The 26,294-nt window shown below is 71.8% G+C and carries 19 protein-coding genes; 12 read left to right on the top strand and 7 right to left on the bottom strand.

Going from position 1 to position 26,294, the window contains the following annotated elements; genetic code table 11:
* The first annotated feature begins 66 nt into the window (after positions 1-66).
* The 3 genes from AAHG03_RS23055 to AAHG03_RS23045 are packed head-to-tail and all read left to right on the top strand — an operon-like array spanning position 67 to position 2,905.
* The gene (locus AAHG03_RS23055) at positions 67-1,044 is read left to right on the top strand and encodes a glycine betaine ABC transporter substrate-binding protein (RefSeq protein ID WP_412759788.1); all 978 of its coding nucleotides are present in this window, start codon (positions 67-69) and stop codon (positions 1,042-1,044) included.
* The gene (locus AAHG03_RS23050; RefSeq protein ID WP_342153532.1) at positions 1,014-2,201 is read left to right on the top strand and encodes an ABC transporter permease subunit; all 1,188 of its coding nucleotides are present in this window, start codon (positions 1,014-1,016) and stop codon (positions 2,199-2,201) included. The genes AAHG03_RS23055 and AAHG03_RS23050 overlap by 31 nt, the downstream gene beginning before the upstream one ends.
* Positions 2,198-2,905: an ABC transporter permease subunit gene (locus AAHG03_RS23045; protein WP_342153531.1), complete on the top strand. Its 708-nt coding sequence runs from the start codon at positions 2,198-2,200 to the stop codon at positions 2,903-2,905. The genes AAHG03_RS23050 and AAHG03_RS23045 overlap by 4 nt, the downstream gene beginning before the upstream one ends.
* A 263-nt stretch (positions 2,906-3,168) precedes the next feature.
* Here AAHG03_RS23045 and AAHG03_RS23040 read toward each other — a convergent pair whose 3' ends face one another.
* Together AAHG03_RS23040 and AAHG03_RS23035 are read right to left on the bottom strand one after the other, a co-directional pair.
* The gene (locus tag AAHG03_RS23040) at positions 3,169-4,263 is read right to left on the bottom strand and encodes a L,D-transpeptidase family protein (protein ID WP_342153530.1); all 1,095 of its coding nucleotides are present in this window, start codon (positions 4,261-4,263) and stop codon (positions 3,169-3,171) included.
* An 81-nt stretch (positions 4,264-4,344) separates the two neighbouring features.
* The gene (locus AAHG03_RS23035; RefSeq protein ID WP_342153529.1) at positions 4,345-5,235 is read right to left on the bottom strand and encodes an extensin-like domain-containing protein; all 891 of its coding nucleotides are present in this window, start codon (positions 5,233-5,235) and stop codon (positions 4,345-4,347) included.
* A gap of 200 nt (positions 5,236-5,435) precedes the next feature.
* Here AAHG03_RS23035 and AAHG03_RS23030 point away from each other — a divergent pair, with 200 nt between their 5' ends.
* A complete protein-coding gene (locus AAHG03_RS23030; RefSeq protein WP_342153528.1) occupies positions 5,436-7,517 on the top strand; it encodes a M3 family metallopeptidase in 2,082 nt (693 codons plus the stop codon).
* A 19-nt stretch (positions 7,518-7,536) separates the two neighbouring features.
* Here AAHG03_RS23030 and AAHG03_RS23025 read toward each other — a convergent pair whose 3' ends face one another.
* Positions 7,537-7,794 carry a hypothetical protein gene (locus AAHG03_RS23025; protein WP_342153527.1) on the bottom strand — a complete coding sequence of 86 codons (258 nt, stop codon included), beginning with the start codon at positions 7,792-7,794 and terminating at the stop codon, positions 7,537-7,539.
* Between the two features lie 598 nt (positions 7,795-8,392).
* Here AAHG03_RS23025 and AAHG03_RS23020 point away from each other — a divergent pair.
* The 4 genes from AAHG03_RS23020 to AAHG03_RS23005 are packed head-to-tail and all read left to right on the top strand — an operon-like array spanning position 8,393 to position 13,234.
* Positions 8,393-9,487, top strand: a complete 1,095-nt coding sequence (locus AAHG03_RS23020; protein WP_342153526.1) for a molybdopterin-binding protein — start codon at positions 8,393-8,395, stop codon at positions 9,485-9,487.
* Positions 9,484-11,454, top strand: coding sequence for a molybdopterin biosynthesis protein (locus AAHG03_RS23015; protein WP_412759787.1), 1,971 nt, complete (start codon positions 9,484-9,486; stop codon positions 11,452-11,454). The genes AAHG03_RS23020 and AAHG03_RS23015 overlap by 4 nt, the downstream gene beginning before the upstream one ends.
* A complete protein-coding gene (gene mobB, locus AAHG03_RS23010) occupies positions 11,451-11,987 on the top strand; it encodes a molybdopterin-guanine dinucleotide biosynthesis protein B (protein WP_342153523.1) in 537 nt (178 codons plus the stop codon). Before AAHG03_RS23015 ends, mobB begins: the two co-directional genes overlap by 4 nt.
* Entirely contained in the window at positions 11,987-13,234 is a 1,248-nt protein-coding gene (locus AAHG03_RS23005) for a molybdopterin molybdotransferase MoeA (RefSeq protein ID WP_342153521.1), read from the top strand. Before mobB ends, AAHG03_RS23005 begins: the two co-directional genes overlap by 1 nt.
* Here AAHG03_RS23005 and AAHG03_RS23000 read toward each other — a convergent pair.
* Entirely contained in the window at positions 13,210-14,220 is a 1,011-nt protein-coding gene (locus AAHG03_RS23000) for a substrate-binding domain-containing protein (protein WP_342153520.1), read from the bottom strand. The two genes, AAHG03_RS23005 and AAHG03_RS23000, sit on opposite strands and share 25 nt — an antisense overlap.
* A gap of 84 nt (positions 14,221-14,304) precedes the next feature.
* On the opposite strand from AAHG03_RS23000, the gene AAHG03_RS22995 reads away from it, so the two are divergent.
* The 3 genes from AAHG03_RS22995 to AAHG03_RS22985 are packed head-to-tail and all read left to right on the top strand — an operon-like array spanning position 14,305 to position 16,519.
* Complete coding sequence (locus AAHG03_RS22995) at positions 14,305-15,000, top strand: ABC transporter permease (protein ID WP_342153519.1); 696 nt, start codon at positions 14,305-14,307, stop codon at positions 14,998-15,000.
* Positions 14,997-15,713 (top strand): ATP-binding cassette domain-containing protein, encoded by a 717-nt coding sequence (locus tag AAHG03_RS22990; RefSeq protein WP_342153518.1) that lies wholly within the window; start codon positions 14,997-14,999, stop codon positions 15,711-15,713. Before AAHG03_RS22995 ends, AAHG03_RS22990 begins: the two co-directional genes overlap by 4 nt.
* Complete coding sequence (locus AAHG03_RS22985) at positions 15,686-16,519, top strand: ABC transporter substrate-binding protein (protein ID WP_342153516.1); 834 nt, start codon at positions 15,686-15,688, stop codon at positions 16,517-16,519. Before AAHG03_RS22990 ends, AAHG03_RS22985 begins: the two co-directional genes overlap by 28 nt.
* A 53-nt stretch (positions 16,520-16,572) precedes the next feature.
* On the opposite strand, the gene AAHG03_RS22980 is transcribed toward AAHG03_RS22985, so the two are convergent.
* Entirely contained in the window at positions 16,573-23,814 is a 7,242-nt protein-coding gene (locus AAHG03_RS22980) for a hypothetical protein (RefSeq protein WP_342153515.1), read from the bottom strand.
* A 45-nt stretch (positions 23,815-23,859) separates the two neighbouring features.
* Positions 23,860-24,039 carry a hypothetical protein gene (locus tag AAHG03_RS22975; protein ID WP_342153514.1) on the bottom strand — a complete coding sequence of 60 codons (180 nt, stop codon included), beginning with the start codon at positions 24,037-24,039 and terminating at the stop codon, positions 23,860-23,862.
* A gap of 111 nt (positions 24,040-24,150) precedes the next feature.
* Between AAHG03_RS22975 and AAHG03_RS22970 the strand changes: the two genes are divergently transcribed.
* The gene (locus AAHG03_RS22970) at positions 24,151-25,215 is read left to right on the top strand and encodes a hypothetical protein (protein WP_342153513.1); all 1,065 of its coding nucleotides are present in this window, start codon (positions 24,151-24,153) and stop codon (positions 25,213-25,215) included.
* A gap of 4 nt (positions 25,216-25,219) precedes the next feature.
* Here the strand turns inward: AAHG03_RS22970 and rlmB are convergent, their stop codons facing one another.
* Positions 25,220-26,050, bottom strand: coding sequence for a 23S rRNA (guanosine(2251)-2'-O)-methyltransferase RlmB (rlmB, locus tag AAHG03_RS22965; RefSeq protein ID WP_342153511.1), 831 nt, complete (start codon positions 26,048-26,050; stop codon positions 25,220-25,222).
* Between the last annotated feature and the right edge of the window lie 244 nt (positions 26,051-26,294).

Raw genomic sequence — 26,294 nt, 5'->3', positions numbered from 1 at the left:
GTCGCTTGGAAAGACAGGCGTGTCAAGCACCGCGGGCGGGGCCGGCATGCTATCGTGAACGCCGCGATGTTAGTCCGAGATACATTTCCCGCCCCCTGTGGCCCGAAGGCCGTCCCCGGCCCCAGCCGCCGCGCCGTGATCGCGGGGGTCGGCGCCGCCGCGTTCGCCGCGGGGCGGTCCGGCCGGGCGGAGGCAGCGGCGCCGCGCCCGCTCGTGATCGGCTCGAAGAGCGACACCGAGGGGGCGCTGCTCGGCAACCTGATCGCGGGCGCCCTCGAAGGGGCGGGCCTGTTCGTGGAGCGGCGCCTCGGCCTCGGGCCGACGCTGATCGTGCGCTCTGCGCTGCTTTCGGGCGAACTCGACCTCTACCCGGAATATACCGGCAACGTCGCCTTCTTCTCGGGCACCGAGACCGATCCGGCCTGGAAGGCGGCCGAGACGGCCTACGCCGCCGCCAAGCGTCTCGATCGCGTACGCGGCCTCATTTGGCTGAGGCCGGCGCCCGCCGACAACACGTGGTGCATCGCCGTCAACGGCGCGTTGGCACGCGCGGAAAATCTCGTCGGCATGGCGGATTTCGCCCGGATGGTCGGCGCCGACCGCATCCGGCTCGCCGCCTCGACCGAGTTCGTGGAGAGCCCCGCCGCGCTTCCCGCGTTCGAGGCGGCCTACGGCTTCCACCTGCCGACGAACCGCATCGTCAGCCTGCCCGGCGGCGACACCGCGGTGACGGCGCGGGCGGCGGCTGAGGGGATCAGCGGCATCAATGCCGGCATGGTCTACGGCACTGACGGGGCGCTGTCGGCCCTCGACCTCGTCGTGATGGGCGATCCGCGGCGGGCCCAGATCGTCTACGAGCCGGCCCCGGTGATCCGGGCGCAGACGCTGGAGCGGCACCCGAACATTCCGGCCGCCCTCGATCCGCTCTTCGCCGCCCTTGACGCCGCGACCCTGCGCCGCCTCAACGCCGCGGTCGCGGTCGAGGGGCGCACGGCGGAAGCGGTCGCCGCCGAATGGCTCGGGCAGCGGGCAGCGTCCCGATGACGGCGGCCGTCTCGGGCGCGCGGGGCGCCCTCCTGCCGCTCGCGGCGGCCCTCGCCCTGCCGCTGGTGCTCGTGAGCCTGCCGCTGCTGCACCTCGCGCCGAACCGCCTCGTCACCGGCGCGCCGATCGCCGCCGCGACGGTTTTGGGATTCCGGCTCTGGCCGCTGCTGGCGCTGGCCGCGATCGGTCCCGCGCTGGTCGTGTCAGGCCGGGGGCGAGCCGGCACGTGGCTCGGCCTGTTTGCCTGTACCGGCGGGCTCGCCCTGCTGCTGACCGGCCTCGGCGCGGGCGCGGCGGAGCATCTCGCCGGGCAGCCGCCCGCCGCGCGGGCCCGGCTCGCCGCGGGCGCGTGGCTCGCCGGGCTCGGCCTCTGCGCCGGAATTCTTTGGGGGATGCGCGCGAGCCGCCTCCCCGCCGCCGGCTGGCTCTCGGCCCTCGCGATCCTCGCCCTGATCGCCGGCCTCGGCGCGGCGGGGGCGCTCGACGCCCTCTCCTTCACCGTCGAGTTCCGCGCCCGGCGCGACGGCCTCGCGCGGGCGGTCCTCGAACATCTCGCCCTGTCGGGCGGCGCGCTGGTCCTGGCCGGCCTCGTCACCGCCGCACTCGGTACGTGGCGGCGCGGGCGCGGGGCCGTCGATCTCCTCGTGGGCGGGGTGCAGGTGGTGCCGGCCGTCGCCCTGCTCGGCGGGCTGGTGGCCGCGGCTTCCGCCGGGCTCGCGCTGGTGCCGTCGCTGCGCGCCTACGGCATCTCGGCGCTCGGCGCCGGGCCGGCGCTCGTCGGCATCGCCGGTTACCTGCTGCTGCCGCTCTGGCGCGGGCTGCAAGGGGCGCTTCGCGCGCCCGATCCGGCGGCGCTCGACGCCGCCCGCGCCCTCGGCCTGACCCCGCGCCAGATCCTCACGACCCTGCGCCTGCCGCTGGGCGCCGGCCTGCTGATCGGGGGCCTGCGGGTCGCCGCGGTGCAGGCGCTCGGCCTCGCGACGCTGGCGCCGCTCGTCGGTGCGGGCGGGCTCGGGCGCCTCGTCTTCGACGGGATGGCGCAGTTCGCCCCCGACCTGATCCTGCTCGGCGCCCTGCCGGTGATCGCCCTCTCGCTCGCCGCGGAATCCGCGCTCGGCACCGTGGAGGCGGCGGCGCGCCGCCGCTGGCCGTCGTGAGGGCGCCGCTCGCGCCGCTGCTGCTGGGCCTCGCGCTGTCGGTCGCGAGCCATCCGGCCGTCGCCGGCCGGCTCGCGGGCGGGGCCGGCTCGCGCCCGCTTCCCCTCGACCGCCTCGCGGAGCTGGCAGCGAACCATCTGGCGCTCGCCGGCCTCGGTTTCCTCATCGTCGCCGGGCTCGGGCTCGCGCTGGGCATCGTGGCGACGCGCCCCGGCTTCGCGACTTTGCGCGGCGGTATCGACGCGCTGGCCGCCTTCGCCCAGAGCCTGCCGCCGGTCGTCGTGGTGGCGCTCGCCCTGCCGGTGCTCGGCTTCGGCGGCCCGCCGACCCTGCTGGCGCTGCTCGCCTACGGCCTGATGCCGACGCTGCGCGGCACCGTCGGCGCCCTCGATTCCGTCTCGCCCGAGGCTCGCGCCGCGGCCGAAGCCATCGGCCTCACCCGCCGCCAGATCCTGACAGGGGTCGAGCTGCCGCTCGCCGCCCCCGGCCTGATCGAGACGCTGCGCACCGCGCTGATCCTGTCGATCTCGGTCGCCGCGGTCGGCGCGCTCGCCGGCGCCTCGACGCTCGGCACCCCGATCGTCGCCGGCCTCCAGAACCAGAATTTTGCGGGGCTGCTCCAGGGGACGGCAGCGACCGCTGCGCTGGCGTTCCTGGGGGATGCGGTGCTGCTGGCGGTGGGTGGGTTTTGGCGCCGGGATTGAGAACGACAGTCGGCGATCAGCACGCGAGAATTCAGGTTGTAGCGCCCCCGTCATTGCGAGGCGGAGCCGAAGCAATCCAGGGCTCCGCAGTCTACTGATAGATCACAAAAGGATGCCGACGGGCGTTCAGCCGTATTTCACAGTCGAGTTCGCCCCTTCTCGCGCCGTCGCGCTCTGGATTGCTTCGGCTCCGCCTCGCAATGACGGCGCGGGCCACACCCGCCGCCGTTCGCGATGAAGAAACCGAACCCAAGTCACAAAAACTACTTGTCCAGGAACTCGACCTTCGCCCCCTTCACCGTGTGGCTCGCCAGATCGCGCGCATCCCAGTTGGTCAACCGGATGCAGCCGTGCGATTCCGTCTTGCCGACTTTCTCCGGATCCGGCGTGCCGTGGATGCCGTAGGACTTGATCGAGAGGTCGATCCAGACGAGGCCGACCGGGTTGTTGGGGCCCGGATGGATCGAGAACTTTCGGTTCGTCTTCACGCCCTTGAACTTGTATTTCGGGTTGTACGTGTACCACGGGTCGAAGGCGACGGCCTTCACCTTCGCGGTGCCGTCCGGCGCGGGCTTCTCGCTGCTGCCGATGGAGGCGGGGTAGTCGGCGGTGAGCGTGCCGTCCTCGGTGAAAGCGCGCACCCGCTTCGTCGTCTTGTCGACCTCGATGCGGGAGACCTTCGGCGCCAGCGGCGCGCCCTCGACCTTGCCGTCGCCGGTCGGCGGCACCGCCGCGACGATCAGGGTGCCGCCGGCCTTGTCGAGCGGCACGCCGGGATTGAGCGCCGAGAGCAGGTCGCGCTGCATGTGGAAGCGCTCGGCCAGCATCTCGCGGGTGTTGGTGTAGCGCATCGGCCCGACATCGGCCTGCTCCTCCATCTTCGGCGGCATCTTCTCGACGAAGGGGCCTTTCACGTCGGCGTCCGTGATCGCGTAGTCGGTCACCACCGGGTCCGGGCTCGTGGCCTGGAGCTTTTCGTACACGTCGCGGGTCAGCTTGCCCTCGGCGGGCAGCCCTTGCGCCGCAGCAAAGGCCTTCAGCGCGCCGCGCAGGTTCTCGCCGTCGCGCCCGTCGATGGCGCCAGGGGAGAATCGGGCGCGGTCGAGCAGCACCTGCACCTTGATGAGCAGCGGATCGGGCCGCTTCGTCTCCGCTTTCTTCTCGGGGCGCTTGGACTTGCCCTTCGGCTTCCCCTCCTCGGACTCCGGCTCGCGGAAGGTGGCGCCGTTGATCGCCTCCTTGGTCAGGGCCGGCGCGGCGGCCTCCTGCTTGGCCGGTTCGGGCGCGGCGTGTGCGGAAAGGCCCGCGCCGAGCAGGGGCAGCCCGACGAGGGCGCCCCGCATCCATGACCGCACCATCGCCCAATCGTCTCCGCTGCCGATGGCGGGACAAATGGCGGACAAGCGCCGCCGTTCCCGCGGCGAAGCGGCCGTCCCCCACTATTGGCAGAGGCGGTGGCCGGCGTTGCGCTCGCGCTCGTCGAGATGAAGGTGGTTGCCGTGGGCCGCGTCGCTCCCCGGCCCCAGCACCGTGCGGAAGAAGGTGCAGGCGCTCGTGCGCACCGCGGCGAGGAAGGCCGCCTCCGGCGTGCCCTGCGTGGCCGCCGTCACCTTGATCGCCGGGCGCTTGGAAAAGCCGTAGCCCATCACGTCGATGGCGTTGGCGAAGCTGTGCTCGCTGAGCTTGGCGTCGGTGTCGTGGTTCTGGCCGCGGCAGACATACGTTCCGCCGAGCGACAGGCTTTTGAGCGAATCGTCCAATTCGCGACGGGCGGAGGCCTGCACCTCGGTGGCCCAGCGGGCGAGCGCCTCGGCCGTGCGGCAGGTGAGGGTCGCGGCGGGCTCCAGCGCGACGCCGTCGGCGAGCGCGGTGACGCTCAAGGGGCGCGGCGCGCTGCACTGGCCGTTGCCGAGCGGCGGCAGGGCCTCGAACCGGGCGCCGAGCCGTTCCAGCCGCCGCAGGCAGGCGGCATCGTCGGGCGCCGCGACCTTGAGGGCCAGCGCCGCCTCCCCCGACAGCTCCGGCGGACGCACGGGCGGCAGCGGCGCCTCGGGCAGCGTTTCCTTCGCCCCTTCCCCGGTCGGCTTCGTCTCCGGTTCCTTCTTGTCCGGTTCCTTGGCGGTGGTGAGTTCCGGCGGGCGCTCCGGTGGCAGCGGCGTCACCTGCGGGGCCGGGGGCACGAGGTCGGCCGGCCGCGCGGGCGGCTCCGGCGGCGGCAGCGGGACGGTGGCGGGGGGCGGCGCCTTCGCCGATTCCTTGCCCGGCTCGGCCCGGGCCGGGCCGACGAGAAGGCCGGCGGCGAGCAGGCACGTGATCGCGACAGGCCTCATGCCCCGAACTCCCGAACGCCCCCGAACCCGGCGGCTGGACCCGACCCGTGATCCGCCGCGGACGCAAGCACGGCAAGGACGCGGCGGCCACGCCCGCCGGCAATCGTGACGCGGCACCCATGCCCCCCGCCCTTTTGCTTGCGACGGCCCGGCCGCCTATCCTGCCCCTCGGCCGAGCGCCGCCGCCGAAGGGTTTTTGAATGACCGCCGACACCGCCGTACGCGATCCGAACGTCACCGCTAGCGCGAACCCGTTCGATGCGGCGGAGTGGCCCACCTTCTTCGGCCTGCCGCCCTTCGAGGCGATCCGGCCCGAGCACTACGTCCCGGCCTTCGCCGACGCCCTGAAGGCGCACGAGGCGGAGATCGCGCGGATCACGGCGAACCCCGAGGCGCCGAGCTTCGACAACACGGTGGCGGCGCTCGAACGCTCCGGCCATGCGCTGGAGCGGGTGGCGAGCGTGTTCTTCAACCTGTCGGGCAGCACGACGAGCCCGGAATTGCAGGCGATCGAGCGGGCGGTGGCGCCCCAGCTCGCCCGGCATTCGAGCGCGATCTCGCTGAACTCGCAGCTGTGGGCGCGCCTCTCGGCGATCGATCCGATCGCGGAAGGGCTCGATGCCGAGCAGGCCCGCGTCCTCGACCGCACCCGCACCCGCTTCCGCCGGGCGGGTGCCGACCTCGCGCCGGAGGCCAAGGCCCGTATCGCCGAGATCGCCACGCGGCTGGCCGAACTCGGCACGCAGTTCGGCCAGAACCTGCTGGCGGATGAGAATTCCTTCGTTCTGCCGCTCGACGGCGAGGACGATCTCTCCGGCCTGCCGCCCTTCCTGCGCGACGCCACCGCCGCCGCGGCAGCCGAGCGCGGCGGTAACCACAGCCACGTCGTCACCCTGTCGCGTTCGCTGATCGAGCCGTTCCTCGTCTTCTCGACCCGGCGCGACCTGCGGGCGCGGGCCTATGCGGCCTGGACCCGCCGCGGCGAGAACGGCGGCGAGACCGACAACCGCGGCCTCATCGCCGAGATCGTGCGTTTACGCGCCGAGCGGGCGCGGCTGCTCGGCTTCGAGAGCTACGCCCATTTCCGCCTCGACGACACCATGGCGGCCTCGCCCGACGCCGCGATGGCGCTCCTGCGCGACGTCTGGACCCCGGCTTTGCGCCGGGCCGGGGAGGAACGCGAGCGGCTTCAGGCGCTGGTGCGCGCCGAGGGCCACGATTTCGCCCTCGAAGCTCACGACTGGCGCCACTACGCCGAGAAGCTGCGGCAGGCTGAGCACGATCTGGACGAGGCCGAGATCAAGCCGTACCTGCCGCTGGAAGGCGTGATCCAGGCGGCCTTCGACACTGCCACGCGGCTGTTCGGGCTGCGCTTCGAGGAGGTCGCCGACCTGCCGCGCTACCACCCCGACGTGCGGGCGTGGCTCGTGCGCGACGCCGACGGTGCCGAGATCGGGCTGTTCCTGGGCGATTACTTCGCCCGCTCCTCCAAGCGCTCGGGCGCCTGGATGAGCGCCTTCCGCTCGCAGGAGCGTCTCTCGGGCGACATCAAGCCGATCATTGTCAACGTGATGAACTTCGCCCGCGCGCCCCGCGGCGAGCCGACGCTGCTGTCCTTCGACGACGCCCGCACCCTGTTCCACGAGTTCGGCCACGGCCTGCACGGCTTGCTATCCGATGTGACCTACCCGCTGCTCTCCGGCACCGCCGTCTCGCGCGACTTCGTGGAACTGCCCTCGCAGCTCTACGAGCACTGGCTGGAGCAGCCGGAGGTGCTGCGCGCGCATGCCCGCCACTACCGCACCGGCGAGCCGATGCCGGACGCGCTCCTGAACCGGCTGCTCGCCGCCCGCAGCTTCAACCAGGGCTTCTCCACCGTCGAGTACACCGCCTCGGCCATCGTCGACATGACGCTCCATCTCTCGGCGGCGGGCGAGGACGGGCTCGACGTGCTGGCCTTCGAGGCCGACGCGCTCAAGCGCATCGCCATGCCGGCGGAAATCGCCATGCGGCACCGCTCGCCGCATTTCGCGCACATCTTCTCCGGCGACGGGTATGCGGCCGGCTATTACAGCTACCTCTGGTCGGAGGTGCTCGACGCCGACGCCTTCGACGCCTTCCGCGAGGCCGGCGACATCTTCGATCTCGAGACCGCGGGCCGCCTGCGCCGCTACGTCTACGGCGCGGGCAACCTGCGCGACGCCCGCGAGGCCTACACAGCCTTCCGCGGTCGCCTGCCGAGCATCGATCCGCTGCTGAAGAAGCGGGGGCTCGCCGCCTGAGCGGCCCCCACTGACAAGATCAGGCGGCTTCGCGCACGCCGCCGCGCAACGACAGGTCGATCGGGCCCTCCAGCACCGGCAGGGGCTTGGCTTCGCGGTTGGTCTTGTCGCCGTAATGGGCCCGCAGCAGCTTGCTGCGGTCGAGGAGATGCGCCTCGACCCGCTCGTTGATCCGGCCGACCGGCCCGGTCAGGGCATCGAAGCCCGCGGTGAGGACGCGGGCGACCGCGCCGGTGCCCTTGGCGATGACATCGCCGATTTTTTGCCAGATGCTCATCGTGATCCGCTTGGAATGGGAATTTGAGCGGAGAGGTAGGGCGACGCGGTCTGCGTTGAACGCGGCCGATCGCTGCATCGCAGCGATGGAACTCAGTGCAGGTGTTCGTTTTATACGTTGTTGCTCCGACACCGCTTTCGCCTGATCTGCGCCGCAGATGCCCTGATCTCGGCACGATTGCCTAAATGAGATCATCTCATGTGCCGGAATTTTGATCTAAGCCGGGCGACGTCAACGGACCGAGGCGATTCCAGCACTTGAACCGGACGTGATCGGCGCTCGCAGCGGAACGCCTCCAGCCTATCCCCGCAAGCCGGCTCAGGCGCTCTCCTCCCCCTTGCGGGGAGGAGGGAGGAGGTGGGGGTGGTTCAGGATGAGGCTCGGCGGTGCCTTCTGCACCACCCCCACCCCTGCCCCTCCCCGCAAGGGGGAGGGGAAACGCGCTCGAAGCGCCCCGATCAATTTGCTCCGGGATTCGAATCCGAGCGGTCCCGACCGATTGCGTCCGAAATCTTGAACATCGCGAGGCGATGGCGCATCGCTCCGACATGACACAGCCGATGCATCGACGGTGGATCGCGCCGCGCCGGATGCCCGCATGAAGCGGGCCGCCTCCGCGGCGCTGATGCCGCTCGACGCGGCGCGCGCGCTCCTGCTCGGGCTCGCCCACCCGGTGGCGGCGCGGTCGGTGCCGCTCGCCGAGGCCCTGGGGTGCATCGCGGCCGGGCCGGTGCTCGCGCCCGGTGATCGCCCCGCAGCCCCAATAGCCCTGCGCGACGGCTACGCGGTCGAGGCCGCGTTGCTCGGCGGCGCCTCGTCCTACGCCCCCGTCCGCCTGCCCGGCGCGCCCGTCTGGGTCGAGGCCGGAGACGCACTGCCCGTCGGCACCGACGCTGTGCTGCCGCCGGAAGGGCTGGAGGGGCGCGACGCCGTGGCGGAGGTGTTCGTGCGCGAGGGCGTGCGCGAGCCCGGCGGCGACGGGCGCACGGGCGAGACCCTTCTCGCCGCGGGCGAGCGGATCGCGCCGCGCCATCTCCTGGCGCTCGCGGCCTGCGGCCTGTCGGCCATCGCGATCCGGCGCCCGCACGTGGCGCTGATCGTCACCGGCGCGCCGGAGCCGGACGCGCTGTCGCCGTTCCTGGCGGCGCTGATCGTCCGGCAGGGCGGCACCAGCGCGACCGTCGCCGTGCCGGACGCGCCCGAGGCCATCGCCGACGCGATCCTCACCGCGACGGCCGATGCCGTGCTGGTGCTCGGCGGGACCGGGTTCGGGCGAAGCGACCACAGCGCCGCCGGCCTCGCCCGCGCCGGCCAAGTCCTCGCCCACGGCCTCGCCCTGCGGCCGGGCGAGACCGCCGGGCTCGGCGAGGCGGCGGGGCGCCCCGTTCTGCTGCTGCCCGGCGCGCCCGAGGCGACTCCGGCGGTGTTCCTCACCCTCGGCCGGCCGCTGCTGGCGGCCCTCTCCGGCGCGGCCCCACCGGAGGGCCGTCCGGCCGTGCTCTCCAAAAAAATCGCGTCCGGCATCGGCCTGAGCGAGATCGTCTATCTGCGCCGCTCGACGAATGGGGTCGTGCCCCTCGGCGGGGTCGATCTGCCGCTGCGGCGGCTGGTGGAGGCGGATGCGGCGGTGCTGGTGCCGCCGGAGCGCGAGGGCTATCCCGAGGGGACCGAGGTCGAGGTTTGGGATTGGTGAACGACACCGAGGATTTCGTCCGCCGCCTCGCGGCCGCGGCGCGCCAGGAGCAATTCCTGACGGTGGCGAGCCGCGAGGACGCGCTCGCCACCTTCCGGGCCGCCGTGCCGCACCGCGCGCTTCCGCCCGAGACCGTGCCCCTCGCGGAATCGCTCGGCCGGGTGCTGGCAGCCGACATCGCCTCGCCCATCGACGTGCCGCCCTTCGACCGGGCGCTGGTCGACGGCTTTGCGCTGCGCGCCGCCGACACCGAAGGCGCCGGCCCGTCGCAGCCGCGGCGGCTCGCGCTCAACCGCGAGATCCTGGCCTGCGGGGTCGCCCCCGCGCTCGCGGTCGCGCCCGGCACCGCGACTCCGATCGCCACCGGCGGCGTGATCCCGCGCGGGGCCGACGCGGTGGTGATGGTGGAGCAGACCGAGTTCGACGAACCCGGCCTCGCCATCGACGTGTCGGCTCCGGTCCGCCCCGGCCAGTTCGTCGGCTATGCCGGCGCCGACATGGCGCTCGGCGAGACGGTTCTGCGCAAGGGGCTCACCATCACGGCCCGCGAGATCGGCATGCTCGCGGCCTGCGGGCTCGCCACGGTCCCGGTGGTGCGCCGCCCGCGCGTCGCCATTCTCTCGACCGGCGACGAGCTGACCGCGCCCGGCCAAGAACTCGCCCCCGGCGCGATCTACGACTCGAACGGGGCCATCGTCGCGGCTTCCGTCACCGAGAACGGCGGCACGCCGGTGGCGCTCGGCATCGTGCGCGACGACGAGGCGGCGCTCGCCGACGCGCTGCGCGGCGCGCTCGACGGCCACGAACTCGTGGTGCTGTCGGGCGGCACCTCGAAGGGCGCGGGCGACGTCTCCCACCGCATCCTCGACCGACTCGGCGAGCCCGGCATCCTCGTCCACGGCGTCGCGCTGAAACCCGGCAAGCCGCTCTGCCTCGCGGTGGCCGATGGGACGCCAGTGGTGGTGCTGCCGGGCTTTCCGACCTCGGCGATGTTCACCTTCCACGAGTTCGTCGTGCCGCTGGTGCGCGCGCTGGCCGGCCTGCCGCCGCGGGAGGAGCAGGCGATGGCGGCCAGCGTGCCGCAGCGGGTGCCATCCGAACTCGGCCGCACCGAATTCGTGATGGCCTCCCTCGGTCGCGGGCCCGAGGGGCCGGTGGCCCTGCCGCTGCCGAAGGGCTCCGGGTCCGTCACCGCGTTCAGCCAAGCCGACTGCTTCTTCGCCATCCCCGCCGCCCGCTCCGGGCTGGAGGCGGGCGAGGCGGTCTCCGTCGTGCGCCTCGGCGCGGGCGTGCGTGCGCCCGATCTCACGATCGTCGGCAGCCACTGCATCGGGCTCGACCGGCTGGTCGGGCTGCTGGCCGAGCGGGGGTTCACCGCCCGCACCGTCTGGGTCGGCTCGGCCGGGGGACTCGCGGCGCTGAGGCGCGGCGAGTGCGATCTCGCCGCCATGCACCTGCTCGACCCCGAGACCGGCCGCTACAACGCGCCGCTGCTCGACGCGAGCATGCGCCTTGCCCCCGGCTGGCGCCGCCTGCAGGGCGTGGTGTTCCGGCCCGGCGACGCGCGGTTCGAGGGCCGCAGCGCAGAGGCCGGCGTGGCTGCGGCGCTCGCCGATGCGGAGGCCGTGATGGTCAACCGCAACGCCGGCTCCGGCACGCGCCTCCTCGTCGATGGCCTGCTGAAGGGCGCGCGGCCCGCGGGCTTCTGGAACCAGCCGCGCTCGCACAACGCCGTCGCGGCCGCGGTCGCGCAAGGCAGGGCCGATTGGGGCGTGGCCATCGCCAGCGTCGCGTCCGCCTACGGCCTCGGCTTCCTGCCGCTGACGGAGGAGCATTACGACTTCGCCTACGCGGGCGGCACGGAAGACCGCCCGGCCCTCGCCGCCTTCCTGGCCCTGCTCGGCGCGCCGGAGACCGCCGCGGCGCTCGAAACGCTCGGCTTCACGCGAGCGGGAGACGCATCATGAGCGGCCTCAAGGTGATCGGCCTCGCCGGCTGGAGCGGGGCAGGCAAGACCACGTTGCTGTCCCGGCTGATCCCGCTGCTGGTGGCCCGCGGGGTGCGCGTCGCGACGCTCAAGCACGCCCATCACGGCTTCGACGTGGACCATCCGGGCAAGGATTCGCACGTCCACAGGCAAGCGGGCGCGAGCGAGGTGATCGTCTCCTCGTCCCGGCGCTGGGCGCAGATTCGCGAGGTCGCGGAGGGTGACGAGGCCCGCCTGCCCGTCCTGCTGCGGCGCCTCGCGCCGGAGGGCCTCGCCCTGGTCGAGGGCTTCAAGCGCGAGGGTCATGCGAAGCTCGAAGTGTTCCGGCAAGCCAATAACCGCCCGCCGATCCACCCGGACGATCCGCGCATCGTCGGCATCGCCAGCGATGTCCCCTTCCCCGAGGCCAGCGTGCCGGTGGTCGGGCTCGACGACATCGCTGGGATTGCCGATCTGGTGCTGGCCCGCGCCGAGCCGCTCGACGCCGTGCTGGCCCGGCTGGAGAGCGTGTGATGGCGCAGCTCACCGACGATTGCTTCGCCTTCGGCGGCAAGCTCATGGCGATCGAGGAGGCGGTTGCGCGGATCGCCGAGCGCTTCCCCGTCATCGCCGGCACCGAATCCGTGCCGCTCTCGGAAGCGGACGGGCGCATCGCCGCGGAGGACGTGTTCGCCGCGCACGCGCTGCCGCCTTTCGCCAACTCGGCGGTGGACGGCTACGCCGTGCGCCATGCCGACCTCACGGCCGGCGCCGAGACCGTGCTGCCCGTCACCGGCCGCCTGCCCGCGGGTGCCGCCGCCGAGGGCGCGTGGCCAGGCGGGGCGATCCGCATCTTCACCGGCGCGCCGATGCCGGCGGGCGCCGACACCGTCTTCATGCAGGAGGACGTGACCCGCCAGCGCGATCACGTCGCCCTGCCGCCGGGGCTGAAGCCCGGCGCCAACGCCCGGCCCGCGGGCGAGGATCTGGAGCGCGGCGCCCTCGCGATTCCCGCCGGGCAGCGGCTGCGCCCGCAGGATCTCGCGCTCGCCGCCGCCACCGGCCACGCGCGGCTGACCGTGCGGCGGCGGCTGCGGGTGGCGCTGTTTTCCACCGGCGACGAGCTGGTCGAGCCCGGCGCGACGCTTCGGCCGGGCGCGATCCACGATTCGAACCGCGTGCTGCTGGCATGCCTGCTGACGCGGCTCGGCTGCACGGTGTCCGATCTCGGCATTCTGCGCGACGAGGCCGCGACCCTGCCGGGCCATCTCGCGCGGGCGGCGGAAGGGCACGACCTGATCCTCACCTCCGGCGGCGTCTCCACCGGCGAGGAGGACCACGTGAAGGCCGCGGTCGAGGCGACGGGGCGGCTCGTGCTGTGGCGCCTCGCGGTCAAGCCCGGCCGGCCGGTGGCGGCGGGGCTGATCGCCGGCACGCCCTTCGTCGGCCTGCCGGGCAACCCGGTCGCGGTCTACGTCACCCTGCTGTTCGTGGTGCGCCCGCTGCTCGCCGCCCTCAGCGGTGCCCGCCACGTGCCGCCGCAGGCTTTCTCCGTGCGCTCGGATTTCTCGTACAAGAAGAAGCAGGGCCGGCGCGAGTTCGTGCGCGTCTCCCTGGTCCGAGGCCCGGACGGCCTGATCGCCAAAAAATTTCCGCGCGACGGGGCCGGGGTGCTGACCTCGCTCACCGGCAGCGACGGCCTCGTGGAACTGCCCGACGACGCGCTCGGCGTCGCGCCGGGCGACAGCCTCGCCTTCTACCCGCACGCCGCGCTCTGGTGATCTTTCGGCGCGGCGTAGCCCGAGACCGCGCCGGCGCGGCCATGGATCAATTCGCGCAACGGCATCAGCCGCTCCGGCGGCAGCGAGGCGCGGGCGGCGAGGTAGTAGGTCTCCCAGCCGAGCGGCCGGTAATCGAGGGCGAAGCGCTCGGCCACCGCGCGGGTGCCCATGCCGACATCCGCCGCCCCTGTGGCGATCAGCGCCGCCACCGCCTGATGCGTGAACTCTTCGGTGTGATGGCCGACGATGGACTCGAGCGGCACGCCCGCCTCCCGGCACAGCCGCTCGAACCAGATGCGGGTGCCGGCGCCGCGCTGCCGGTTCACGAACCGCGCTTTTCGCGCGGCGATGTCGGCGACGCCGGTCAGCCGCAGCGGGTTGCCGGGGGCGAACATCAGCCCCTGCTCCCGGCGAAACAGCGGCGCCACGGCGAGGTCGGCGTCGCGAAACAGCCCGTCGAAGGGCGGCGGGGGCTCGCCGTCGCTGCCGTAGTGAAAGCCCGCCGCTTCGACCGCGCCCTCGCGCAGCCGCGCCAGCGCGTCGAGGCTGCCCGCCACCATCAGGTCGATCTCGGGCCGCGCCTCCACCGCCTCCAGAAGCAGCGGATCGTGGCTCGCGGCCAGCCGGATGCGGGCGACGTCCGGCTCCAGCAGGCGGCGCAGGCCCTCGGCGAGCGCCGTCTCCTCGGCGGCGAGCGCCGACCCGAGCCGCACCTGCGAGGCCTTGAGCAGGCCGAGCAGCCCGGCCCCGAGCGGCGTCAGCGCGCTGCCGTGGCCCTTGGTCTTCACCGCCGCCGGGCGACCGAGCGCGTGTTCGAGCGCGGCGAGCTGCCCCCAGGCCGAGCGATAGGACACGCCGAGTTCCTCGGCCACGCCCTGGAGCGAGCCGGTGCGGTCGAGCGCCTCCAGCAGCGCCATCGTCGGCCCCAGCGGAATGTCGGCCCGGCCGCCCCCGGCCCGGCCGTCGATGCGCAGGCTCACCCTCATATGCAAGCCCTTTCCTATTGATCTTCCCATACCGGCCGTAGCATCCGGCGGTTCGAGGCGCATCCCCCGGCGCCGATTGCGCTGATGACAGACACATTCCACGAGACGTTCGCCCGCCTGTGGACGCTCGACCGCGACGTGATCGCGATCGCGTGGCTGTCCCTGCGCGTCAGCCTCACGGCCGTCGGCATCGGCCTTTTCCTGGGGATTCCGCTGGGCGCGCTGGTCGCGGTAGCGCGCTTTCCCGGCCGCGATGCGCTGGTCGCTCTGCTCAATGCCTTCATGGGCCTGCCGCCGGTCATCGTCGGGCTGGTGCTGTACCTGATTTTGTCCCGCTCCGGCCCGCTCGGGGGCTTCGGCCTGCTGTTCACGCCGGGCGCGATGGTGGCGGCGCAGGCCGTGTTGGCGACGCCGCTGGTGGCCGCCCTCGCACGGCAGGTGGTGGCGGACGCCGAGGCGCATCTCGGCGAGCAGTTGCGCTCGCTGCGCCTCTCGGCCCCGCGCCGGGCGCTCGTGCTGATCTACGACGCGCGCTTCTCGCTGGTGACGGCGGCGCTCGCCGCCTTCGGCCGGGCGATCTCGGAGATCGGCGCCGTCCTCGTCGTCGGCGGCAACATCGACGGCCACACCCGCACCATGACGACGGCGATTTCCCTGGAGACGCAGAAGGGCGACCTCAGCCTCGCTTTGGCGCTGGGCGTGGTGCTGATGGGCCTCGTCCTCACGGTCAACGCCGCCGCCGCCCTGCTGCGGGGCCACGCGGCGAGGGCCTACGGGTGAGCGCGGCCCCCGCCATCCGCCTCGACGGCGTGAGCCTCGGCTTAGGCGGTCGCCCGATCCTCGACCGGCTCACCTTCGACGTGCCGGCGCGCGGCGTGACGGCCCTGATCGGCCCGAACGGCGCGGGCAAGAGCGTGACCTTGCGCGTCATCGACGGCCTGCTCCGGCCCGATTCCGGCACCGTCCATGTCGGCCCCGGCCGCACGGCCTTCGTCTTCCAGCGCACCGCCCTGGTGCGGGCGAGTGCGGCGGCCAACGTCGCCCTGGCGCTCGGGCCGCTCGGGCTGTCGCGGGGCGAGCGGCGGGAGCGCGTCGCCGCCGCGCTCGCCCGCGTCGGCCTGTCCGAGCGGGCGGGCGACGCCGCCACCCGCTTCTCCGGCGGCGAGCAGCAGCGGCTGGCGCTCGCCCGCGCCTGGGCCCTGCGCCCCGCTCTGCTCCTCCTCGACGAGCCGACCGCGAGCCTCGATCCGGGTGCCACCGCCATCGTCGAGGATCTGATTACCGAGATGGCGCGGGACGGGACCGCCGTGCTGCTCGTCTCGCACAATCTCGGACAGGTCGCGCGGCTCGCCGAAATTTCGGTCGTGCTCGCTTCCGGCCGCGCCGTCGAGCACGGCCCGACCCGCACCACCCTCTACTCACCCCGAACGCCCGAAGCCCGGGCTTACCTCACCGGAGAACTGCCTTGGACTTCCTTCGCCGCGGCTTCCTGACCCTTGCCCTCGCGGCCGGCCTCGCCGCCGCCGTGCCGGCGCACGCGGACCCGCAATCCATCGTCGTCGCCTCGACGACCTCGACCGAGCAATCGGGCCTGTTCAAGCACATCCTGCCGCTGTTCAAGGACAAGACCGGCATCGAGGTGAAGGTCGTGGCGCTGGGCACCGGACAGGCCCTCGACGCCGCCCGCCGGGGCGACGCCGACGTGGTGCTGGTCCACGACCGCGCGGCGGAGGACAAGTTCGTCGCCGAGGGGTTCTCCAAGGCGCGCCGGGACGTGATGTACAACGACTTCGTCGTGATCGGCCCCAAATCCGACCCGGCCGGCATCAAGGGCGCGGGGCTTCAGGACGCCTTCAAGCGGCTCGCCGAAACCAAGGCGCCGTTCGTCTCCCGCGGCGACCGCTCCGGCACCCACAGCGCCGAGCTGCGGGCCTGGAAGGAGGCCGGCGTCGATCTGGCGGCGCAGAAGGGCGACTGGTACCGCGACGTCGGCCAGGGCATGGGCCCGGCCCTCAACACGGCCTCGGCCCTCAACGCCTACATCCTGGCCGACCGCGGCACGTGGCTCTCGTTCAAGAACCGCGGCGATCTCGCCGTTCTGGTCGAGGGCGACCCGAAGCTGTTCAACCCCTACGGCGTCATGCTGGTGAACCCGGACAAGCACCCGACCGTGAAGGTGAAGGAGGGCCAGGCCTTCATCGACTGGCTGGTCTCGCCCGAGGGCCAGGGCGCCATCGCCAGCTACAAGATCGGCGGCGAGCAGTTGTTCTTCCCGAGCGCGGACAAGGCCGGGAAGTAGGACGCACGGCATGAAAAAGCCCCCGGACCGCAAGGTTCGGGGGCTTTCTTGTTTCAGAGCACGAAGTCGGCCGCGGTCAGCGTGTAGAGGCCCTTCAGCTCGATCTGGAAGTCGGCGATCTTGTTGCCGTCCATGTCGGCCTGGATGATCGTGCGGTCGTTGGCGGTGCCGGTCGGGTTCTCGATCGAGAAGGTGAGCTGGCCCGCCTTGCCGGTGAAGGCCGAGCCGGCCTTGATCAGGAACGTGAACGCGTCGCCGGCCAGCGCCCCGTTGGCGTCGATGGTCGAGAGGTCGATGCGGTCCTCGCCCTGCTTGAAGTCGAGGATCACGTCGCGGGTCGTCGCGGTGGTGCCGCTGTCGGTCTTGATGTTGAAGTCGAAGGTGTCGCGGCCGAGCCCGCCGGTGAGCCGGTCGGCCCCGGCGCCGCCGGTCAGGATGTTGATGCCGGCATTGCCGGTGAGGGCTTGCGCGAACTCGTTGCCGGTGAGGTTGATGGCACCCGTGCCCGCGGCGTTCGTCGTGGTCAGGATCTCGATCTCCTGGCCGGCCGCGAGGGTGTAGCTCGCGCTCGCCAGCACCGTGTCGGTGCCGCCGCCCCTGGCCTCGACCACCCGGTCGCCCGCGTTGTCGACGAGGTAGGTGTCGTGGCCGGCAAGGCCCGTGAGGGTGTCGATGCCCCGGCCGCCGTCGAGGACGTTGGCGAGGCCGTCGCCGGTGAGCTTATCGGCCGCCGCGCCGCCGGTGAGGTTCTCGATGTTGGCGATGCGGTCCTCGGCCACGCCGCCGACCTTCACGCTCACCGCGTTGGCGCCGTTGAGCGCCACCTCCACCGCGGCGGTCTTGTCGCCGTAATCGGCGGTGTCGAGGCCGCCGAGGCCGTTGAGGGTGTCGGCCCCGCCGCCGCCGCGCAGCACGTTGGCGCCGGCATTGCCGTCGATCGTCTGGCCGAACTCGTTGCCGGTGAGGTTGATCGCACCCGTCCCCGCGGCGTTGGTCGTGGTCAGGATCTCGATCTCCTGGCCGGCGGCGAGGATGTAGCCCAGGGCCGCCCGCACCGTATCGCTGCCGCCGCCCTTGGCCTCGATCACCCGGTCGCCCGCGTTGTCGACGAGATAGGTGTCGTTGCCGGCCAAGCCGGTCATCGTGTCGGCGCCGGCCCCGCCGTTCAGGGTGTTGATGCCGGCATTGCCGGTGAGGGTCTGGCCGAACTCGTTGCCGGTGAGGTCGATCTTACCCGTACCCGCGGCGTTCGTCGTGGCCAGGGCCTCGATCTCCTGGCCGGCCGCGAGGGTGTAGGTCACGCTCGCCCGCACCGTGTCGCTGCCGCCGCCCTTGGCCTCGATCACCCGGTCGCCCGCGTTGTCCACGACGTAGCTGTCGTTTCCGGCCAAGCCCGTGAGGGTGTCGGCGCCGAGGCCGCCGTCGAGGACGTTGGCGCCGCCGTCGCCCGTCAGCCGATCGGCCGCGGAGCCGCCGATGAGGTTCTCGATGTTGACGATCCGGTCCTCGGCCACGCCGCCGACCGTCACGCTCACGAGCGTCCCGCCGTTGAGCGCCACCTCCACCGCGGCGGTCTTGTCGCCGTAATCGGCGGTGTCGAGGCCGCCGAGGCCGTTCAGGGTGTCCGCCCCTCCGCCGCCGCGCAGCACGTTGGCGCCGGCATTGCCGGTGAGGGTCTGGCCGAACTCGTTGCCGGTCAGGTTCAGCGCGCCGGTGCCCGCCGCGTCGGCGGCGATCAGGCTTTCGATCTCCTGGGCCCCGAGCAGGCTGTAGCGGCCCGCGCTCGCCGCCACCTTGACGGTGTCGGTGCCGCCCTTGAAGGCGTCGTAGACGAGGTCGTTCACGTCGTTGACGAGGTAGGTGTCGTTGCCGCCCAAGCCCGTCATCGTGTCGGCGCCGAGGCCGCCGTCGAGGGTGTTGGCGCCGGCATTGCCCCGCAGGTTGTTCGCCCACAGGCTGCCGGTGAGGTCGATCGCGGCGGTGCCGGCGTCGTTCGTCGTGGTGAGGAACTCGACCTCCTGGCTGATGTCGAGGACGTAGCTGACGCTCGCCCGCACCGTGTCGGTGCCGCTCTTGGCGTTCTCGAAGACGCGGTCCCCCGCGCTGTCGACGATGTAGGTGTCGTTGCCGCCCTTGCCGCTGAGCTGGTCGTCGCCGCCCCGGCCGTCGAGGATGTCGCTGCCGTCGCCGGTGACGATCACGTCGGTGAAGTTCGTGAGCGTCAGCTCGAAGTTCTCGACGCCGGTGAAATCGACCCGGTAGCCGTCGTAGCGCGTCGAGAACGCGCCGGCATGGCCCGCCGCCAGCGTGCCGGAGGCGACGCCCTGGCCTGCGTCGTAGGTGCCGACGCCGTAGCCGTTGGTGGCCGACGACCAGTCGAGCACCAGCGTGTCGATGTCCGCGCCCATCTGCACCGTGTCGCGCCCGCCCGCGACCTTGACCCGGTCGGTGCCGGCGCCGGTGACGACCGCGTCGTTGAGATCGGCCGCGAGCGTGGTGATGACGTCGGCGCCCGCGCCCGTGGCGAGGCTGACCCGCTCGATGCCCTCGACGAGGCCGCTGCCGAGATAGCTCGCCTGCCGCCCGGTGCTGGTGAGGTCGAGCCGCATGTCCTGGCCGGCCACCATCGCCGACTTGTCGGCGATCCAGAGGTCGGCCGCGCCGTCGCCGCCCTGGACGATGTCGATGCCCTTGCCGGTGCTGAGGCTGTCGTCGCCGCCGTTGCCGCGTACGGTGTCGTTGCCGTCGCCGGTGACGATCTCGTCGGTCCAGGCGGTGAGCGTCAGGTCGAAATGCTCGACCCCGGTGAAGTCGACCCGGAAGCCGTCGTAGCGGGTCGAGAACGCGCCGCCGTAACCGGCCGCGAGGCTGCCGGAGGTCGCGCCCTCGCCGGTATCGAACGTGCCGACGCCGTAGCCGTTGCTGGCGGACGACCAGTCCACCACCAGCGTGTCGGTGCCGGCGCCGAGCGCGACGTTGTCCTGGCCGCCCGCGACCTTGACGAGGTCGTTGCCGGCGCCCGTGCCGATGAAGTCGTCGTAATCCTCACCGCGGGTGACGATGCGGTCGTTGCCCGAGCCCGACAGGAAACGCTTCGTCGTCGTCGCGTCGGGCGCGTCGGCCAGCCCCAGCACCTCGATGTCCCGGACCGCGACGGTGCGGGCGACGCCCTTCTCGTCGTTGATCGTGTAGCTCGACGCGAGGCCGGTCAGGTCGAGCGTCATGCCGGCGGTCGCCGCCGACTTGTCGGCGCTCCACGTGTCCACGCCGCGCGAGCCGTCGGCCTCGCTGCCGCCGTCGATGACGTCGACGCCCTTGCCGGTCCGGAGGATGTCGGCGCCGGCCTTGGCCACGACGCTGTCGTTGCCGTCGCCGGTGACGATCTCGTCGGCGAAGTTGGTCAGCGTGAGCTGGAAGTGCTCGACCGCGAAGAAGGTCGCCTTGTAGCCGTCGTAGCGCGTGCCGAAGCCGCCGTCGTAACCGGTGAGGCTGCCGCCGGTGACGCCCTTGCCCGCGTCGTAGGTGCCGACGCCGTAGCCGTTGGTGGCGCTCGACCAATCGAGCACCAGCGTATCGGTGCCGCCGCCCATGTGGACGATGTCGCGCCCGCCCGCGACCTTGACCCAGTCGCCGCCGGCCCCGGTCGCGATCGCGTCGTCGAGGTCGGCCGCGAGCGTGGTGATCTCGTCCACGCCTGCGCCCGTGGCGAGGCTGATCCGCTCGATGCCCTCGACGAGGCCGCCGCCGGCATAGTTGGCCTGACGCTCCCCTTTCGTCAGGTCGAGCCGCATGTCCTGGCCGACGCCCAGGAAAGACTTGTCGGCGATCCAGTGGTCGGCGGTGCCCGCCCCGCCGTAGATCCTGTCGATGCCCCGTCCGGTGTTGAGGGTGTCGTCGCCGCCGTTGCCGCGCACCGTGTCGTTGCCGTCGCCGGTGACGATCTCGTCGGCGAAGTTCGTCAGCGTCAGGTCGAAATGCTCGACGCCCTTGAAGTCGGCGCGGTAGCCGTTGTAGCGCGTGCCGAAGCCGCCGTCGTAGCCGTCCGCGAGCGTGCCCGTGGCGAGGCCCTCTCCGGCGTCGTAGGTGCCGACGCCGTAGCCGTTGGTGGCGCTCGACCAGTCGAGCACCAGCGTGTCGGTGCCCGCGCCCATGTGGACGACGTCCCGGCCGCCCGCGACCTTGACCCGGTCGGTGCCGTCGCCCGTCACGACCGTATCGTCGAGGTCGGACGCACCCGTGGTGATGATGTCGGCGCCCGCGCCCGTCGTCAGCGTGATCCGCTCGATGCCCTCGACGAGGCCGGTGCCGAGATAGTCGGCCTGCCGCCCGGTGCTCGTGAGATCGAGCACCATGGCCTGGGATGCGTTCATCGCCGACTTGTCGGCGAGCCAGTGATCGGTCGTGCCCTCGCCGCCGTAGACCGCGTCGATGCCCTTGCCGGTGTTGAGGGTGTCGTTGCCGCGGTTGCCGCGGACCGTGTCGTCGCCGTCGCCCGTGACGATCTCGTCGTCGTAGTGCGTCAGCGTCAGCTCGAAGCGCTCGAAGCCGCTGAACTCGACGCGCTTGCCGTCGTAGCGCGTGGAGAACAGGCCGTCGTACCCGGCCGCGAGGGTGCCCGAGGCGATGCCCTCGCCGGCCTCGTAGGTGCCGACGCCGTAACCGTTGGTCACGTCCGACCAGTTCAGCACCAGCGTGTCGGTGCCGGTGCTGGCGTAGAGCTTGTCCAGGCCGGCCGTGCCGCCGTTCATGCGGTCGTCGCGGTCGCCGCCGTAGAGCGTGTCGCTGCCGAGGCCGCCGGTGAGGTCGAAGCGCTCGACGCCGGTGAAGCCGACCTTGAAGTAGAGGTTGGTGGCGCTGCCGTTGACCGTGACGGTCTTCCAGAACGTCTGGTAGCTGCCGCCGTAGCTCTCGTTGTAGCGGACGACGTCCCGCGTGGCCGCGGACCAGTCCATGATCAGCAGATCGCCGGTGCCCGTGCCGCCGTCGAAGAACGCCTCGCGCGAGGTGGCGAGGTCGATCGCGAGCGTGTCGTCGCCGCCGAAGCCCTCGAAGCGCGTGCCGGTGGTCGGGTAGTTGCCGTTGTCGCTCGTGAGGTTCGACGGGTTGGCGACCGTGTCGCGCACGTCGAGGAAGTCGTCGCCGTCGCCGGTCTTGAGCTGGATCGCCTCGATCGAGGTGAGCTTCGTGCCGTCCGAGAGCGTGAGGCTGCCGCCGTTCTTGAGCGCCTTGAGGTCGATGGTGTTTTTACCGTTGCCCGACAGGGTGAGGATCGCGGTGTCGAAGCCCTCGCCGCCGTCGAGTTCGTCCGGGCCGCCGCCGCCGACCAGGATGTCGTTGCCGCCGTTGCCGATGAGGACGTCCTTCAGCGCGCCGCCGACCAGCCGGTCGCCCTGGGTGCCGCCGCTGAGGACGAAGCGCTCGACCTCGTTGAACAGAAGCTGCTGCTTGCGCTCGCCCGGTACGTCCGAGTCGCGCTCGTAGCCCCAGGCTTGGCCGATCTGCGGCGCGATGTTCGGGGTGCCGTTGTTGACGAGGTCGAGATAGCGGATCGCGGTGGTCGAGCCGGACCAGTCCATGACGAGGAGGTCGGTGCCGGAGCCGCCCGCGAACTGGTCGGTGCCGGGGCCGATGTCGGAAAAGATCACCGCGTCGTCGCCGCCATGGCCGTAGACGGTGTCCGAGCCGGTGCCGGGCAGGAAGTTGTCGTTGCCGTCGCGGGCCGGATCGAGGGCGTTGGCCTCCGGATTCGTGCCGCCCGCGTCGCGGTACATGCGGACGTTGTCGAGCAGCGTGCCGTGGGCGTCGCCGCCGCCGATCTCGCGGAAGGTCAGCCGGTTCCTGTCGGCGCCCGAGCCGACGCCGCCGAAGACGCCGATGTAGTAGGTGGTGACGTCGGTGCCGGGCACGATCTCCTTGGCGCCGGCCGAGGTCAGATCGACCTTGGTACCGCCCCAGTAGACCTCGAACTTGGCGTCCGCCCCCGCAACCTTCCGGACATCGAAGGCGAGGCGGTAGAGCTGCCCGTTCAGGACGCCGTCCACCACCTGCGAGATCGCGACGTTGGTGTTGAGTTGGTTTCCTTCGAGATCGACGCCGAAAGTCCCGTCCGAGGGCGCGCCCGCCGTGCTGCCGGCCTTGAACAGTTCGAGCCGCCCGCCGGTGACCGTCCAGCCGTCGATCGGATCGTTGTAGCCGTAGCCATTGGCGTCGAAGGCCGGTTCGAAGAAGGTCTCGAAGCTGCCGTTGCGGATGAAGTTGCTGTCGGCGCCGTAGAGCGTGTCGTTGCCGGCCTCGCCGTTGAGCGAATCGGCGCCGAGGCCGCCGCGCAGGGTGTCGAAGCCGTCGCCACCCTCCAGCACGTCGTCGCCATCGGTGCCAGCGCGCGGCTTGAAGCTCGTCGCCGTGAACTGACGGCCCATCATCATCGACATCGCGTTGCCGGCGAAGGTCGAGCCGTCCATGCCGATCAGGCCGGCGCTGTCGCGGGAGATGATGGAGCCGTTGCTGATCGCGAAGGACGACGACAGGATCGAGGCGGCGCCACCGTTGAGGTTGAGCAGCGAGCCGCCATCCTGGCCGATCAGCGAGCCCCCGTCCTGGCCGATGAGCGAGGCCACGGAGCGGGCCGCGAGCGAGCCGCCGTCCTGTCCGATCAGCGATGCCCCGTCCTGACCGATGAGGCCGGCGCCGTCGCGGGAGATGATGCTGGCGCCGTCGGTGCCGATGAGCTTGACCAGATCGAGGTTGATCAGGCCGTTGAGGAAGCCGGTGCCGCTCACCTTGAGCGGGCTGTCGAGCGCGGCGCTCGTGAGCGTCAGAGTCGAGGCGCCGTTGACGAGACTGCCTTCGAGCTTCAGCGGCGTGCCGGTATTCGACGGCGTCGGAATCTCTTCGAGCGTGTAGCTCTTGAGGTTGCCGTTCTCGAACGACTTGGTGATGTGGTACTTCGTGCCGTCCGGCCGGACTTCGAGTGTCTCGCTCGTGCTGAGCCGGCCGTGGGTGTAGGAATTGTTCGGCCCGAAGGTCTGCCGCGTCTGGGCGGTGGCCGGATCGAAGGTCGTCACCGTCAATCCGCCGTCCTTGGTGAAGCTGGTGTACCGGGCCAGACCACCGTCGGCGTAGAGCCGAAACGACACCGCATCGTCGGCCGGCGGATAGCTTCCGGCCGGAGCGGCTTTACCGTCGGGGCGAATATAGATGAACTTCGACGAAGCCGTGACCCATTCGATCTTCATCCGGATTTGGCCGGCAGCGTTCAGATACACGTAGGTCGTGTCGTTCGCGAGCGCTGCCATGGTAATCCCCATCCCCCCCGAAGACGGATCTCGCACGGTGTCTGACTACGCGCGCGGACCGATTTGATCACACTTTTTGCACAAATTTTCAGCGCCAGCCACCGAAATAAAAACTGCCGATCCCGGCTCAGCATTCATTTCCCGAGAGAGTGTCCCGTCCGCTTCACTGCGAACAACAATTTCGCGATGCGGCCGGTGCAGATTTAAGCCGATGGTATCTTTCATGGGCACGAGCCCCGGCTTACCCTGTCGCTGAAAAGGCGGGCACCCTCACTTCTGAGGGGGGCAACGCGAATCGGCCGTTCGGGCCGTCGATCGGGGGGCGGCGTGGCGAGAATGTCGCGGGACGAGGTCATCGCCACGATCTACGCGGCGGCGGCCGAGCCGGACGCGCTGAGCCGGATCGCCTACGCGCTGCGGGGCTATCTCGACGTCGACAGCACCGGCCTGTGGTTCGTGGAGCGCGGCGGCATCGGCGAGATCGTCCAGACCGCCGACATCACCGAATCGGTCCCGCCCTATCTCGAATACTACCGGACGCTCGATCCCTGGACCGCCTCGCGCAAGGCACCGAACCGCGTCTATCTCGGCTCCGATTCGGTCGATGAGGCCGAACTTCTGCGCAGCGAGTTCTACAACGACTTCGCCCGGCACTTCGGGATGGTGCGGCCGATGGGCCTCGTGATGCCGCTCGAATCCGGGAATCTCGCCACCATCGCCCTCAACCGCAGCGAGACGCGGCGCTTCCTCGGCGAGGACGAGCGGGCGGTGCTGCAGGATCTCGCGATCCACCTCAAGGCGGCGCTGTCCTTACGCGGGCGCTTCCGGGCCGAGCGCGACGCGGTCTCGGCCCGCGACGCCGCGCTCGACGCGCTGCGCTTCGCCGTCCTCATCTGCGACGGCGAGGCGCGGGTGCGGGGTATGAACACGGCGGCCGGCGAACTCGCGGAAGCCGGCCTCCTCGGCCTCGGGTCCCGCGGCGGCGGGCTCACGGTCGGCACCCCGGCGGAGGGGCGCAGCCTCCAGGCGCTGGTGCGCGCCGCACTCCAGGGCCAGCCCGGCGCGATGCGCGTGCGCAGTCCCGACGGCACCGGCCTGTCGCTCCTCGTCACGCCAACCCGGCACGAGGAGCGCGCCCACGCGCTCGTCTGCGTCACGCGGGACGACGCGCCGCCCGGCCTCGACGCCGCGACGCTGGTGCGCCTCTTCGGCGTCAGCCCGGCCCAGGCCGAGCTGTGCCTGCTGCTGCTCGCCGGCCGCACCTTCGAGGAGGCCGCAAGCGAGCGCGGCATCGCCACCTCGACGGCGCGCTCCTACTTCACCCTCATCCTCGCCCGCACCGGCGCCCGCAACCTGCGCGACCTGCTGCGCCTGCTCACCGCCCTGCCGCAGGTGCGGTGAGGTTTCAGGCGACCGGGCGGGTCAGCGCATAGAGGGTGATCGCCGCCGCGTTCGAGACGTTGAGGCTGCGGATCGCCCCGGTGGCGTCGATGCGCACCAGCACGTCGCAGCATTCGCGGGTGCGCTGGCGCAGGCCCTTGCCCTCGGCCCCGAGCACCAGCACCGCCGGGCGGCGCGGCCCGACGCTGTCGAGGGGGGCGTCGGCATCCGAATCGAGGCCGATCCGGGTGAAGCCGCGTTCCCCCAGTTCGATCAGCGCCTCGGCGAGGTTGCGCACGACGACGAGCGGCACGTGCTCCAGACCGCCCGACGCCGATTTCGCCATGACACCGGTGGCGTTCGGCGAGTGACGGGCGGTCGTCACGATGGCGGTGACGCCGAAGGCCGCGGCCGTGCGCACGATCGCGCCGACATTGTGCGGATCGGTGATCTGGTCGAAGGCGAGCAGCAGCGCGTCGTCCGGCATGGCGTCGAGGGCGGGCGCCTCCAGCGGCTCGGCCTCGGCGTAGAGTCCCTGATGCACCGCATCCGGCCCGAGCAGGCGGTCGATCGCGCCGGGGCGGACGATCTCCGGCTCGATCGGCAGCGCGGGGAGCGTCTCCTTCAGGCGCAGCAGCGCGTTCTCGGTGGCGAGCAGGCGATGGAACCGGCGCCCGGCATTGGCGAGCGCCTGCGAGACCGGATGCCAGCCGTACAGCACAACATGGTCCATCCCCTCGCGCTGGGTATGGCTCGGCGGCCGGGGCGGGCCGGGCCGGCGCGGCCGAAAGCCTTGCTTGAAATCCGGCCTCTTCGATCCCGGCGGCTTGGCCGAACCGTCACGGGGCGGCGTCATGGCGAATGTCTTTCGAGGGTTGGTGAAAACGGAAAGCTGCGCTCCGGACAAAGCCTCGCCCCACTCCGCCGTCAAGGGATGGAGCCGCTTTTCAGCCTCAGCGGTGGTGAAGGTCCTGCCCACCCCTCCCCCGCTCCGGACAGGGCACCCCGTCATTGCGAGGCGAAGCCGAAGCAATCCAGGGCTCCGCATTTTTCGGAGAAGCCGCGCCGCCGATGACGGGACGCCCGAACGGCAAAAGGCC

The organism is Methylorubrum subtropicum (genome assembly GCF_038442325.1).
GTDB lineage: Bacteria > Pseudomonadota > Alphaproteobacteria > Rhizobiales > Beijerinckiaceae > Methylobacterium > Methylobacterium subtropicum.
This window is presented reverse-complemented; position numbering and strand designations above follow the sequence as displayed.

What these genes read in the sequence shown, in the direction of transcription:
- AAHG03_RS23055 (WP_412759788.1), top strand. Translation starts at nt 67, where the DNA reads ATGTTAGTCCGAGATACATTTCCCGCCCCCTGTGGCCCGAAGGCCGTC.
- AAHG03_RS23050 (WP_342153532.1), top strand. Translation starts at nt 1,014, where the DNA reads ATGGCTCGGGCAGCGGGCAGCGTCCCGATGACGGCGGCCGTCTCGGGC.
- AAHG03_RS23040 (WP_342153530.1), bottom strand. Translation starts at nt 4,263, where the DNA reads ATGGTGCGGTCATGGATGCGGGGCGCCCTCGTCGGGCTGCCCCTGCTC.
- AAHG03_RS23035 (WP_342153529.1), bottom strand. Translation starts at nt 5,235, where the DNA reads ATGAGGCCTGTCGCGATCACGTGCCTGCTCGCCGCCGGCCTTCTCGTC.
- AAHG03_RS23030 (WP_342153528.1), top strand. Translation starts at nt 5,436, where the DNA reads ATGACCGCCGACACCGCCGTACGCGATCCGAACGTCACCGCTAGCGCG.
- AAHG03_RS23025 (WP_342153527.1), bottom strand. Translation starts at nt 7,794, where the DNA reads ATGAGCATCTGGCAAAAAATCGGCGATGTCATCGCCAAGGGCACCGGC.
- AAHG03_RS23020 (WP_342153526.1), top strand. Translation starts at nt 8,393, where the DNA reads ATGAAGCGGGCCGCCTCCGCGGCGCTGATGCCGCTCGACGCGGCGCGC.
- mobB (WP_342153523.1), top strand. Translation starts at nt 11,451, where the DNA reads ATGAGCGGCCTCAAGGTGATCGGCCTCGCCGGCTGGAGCGGGGCAGGC.
- AAHG03_RS23005 (WP_342153521.1), top strand. Translation starts at nt 11,987, where the DNA reads ATGGCGCAGCTCACCGACGATTGCTTCGCCTTCGGCGGCAAGCTCATG.
- AAHG03_RS23000 (WP_342153520.1), bottom strand. Translation starts at nt 14,220, where the DNA reads ATGAGGGTGAGCCTGCGCATCGACGGCCGGGCCGGGGGCGGCCGGGCC.
- AAHG03_RS22995 (WP_342153519.1), top strand. Translation starts at nt 14,305, where the DNA reads ATGACAGACACATTCCACGAGACGTTCGCCCGCCTGTGGACGCTCGAC.
- AAHG03_RS22980 (WP_342153515.1), bottom strand. Translation starts at nt 23,814, where the DNA reads ATGGCAGCGCTCGCGAACGACACGACCTACGTGTATCTGAACGCTGCC.
- AAHG03_RS22975 (WP_342153514.1), bottom strand. Translation starts at nt 24,039, where the DNA reads ATGAAAGATACCATCGGCTTAAATCTGCACCGGCCGCATCGCGAAATT.
- AAHG03_RS22970 (WP_342153513.1), top strand. Translation starts at nt 24,151, where the DNA reads ATGTCGCGGGACGAGGTCATCGCCACGATCTACGCGGCGGCGGCCGAG.
- rlmB (WP_342153511.1), bottom strand. Translation starts at nt 26,050, where the DNA reads ATGACGCCGCCCCGTGACGGTTCGGCCAAGCCGCCGGGATCGAAGAGG.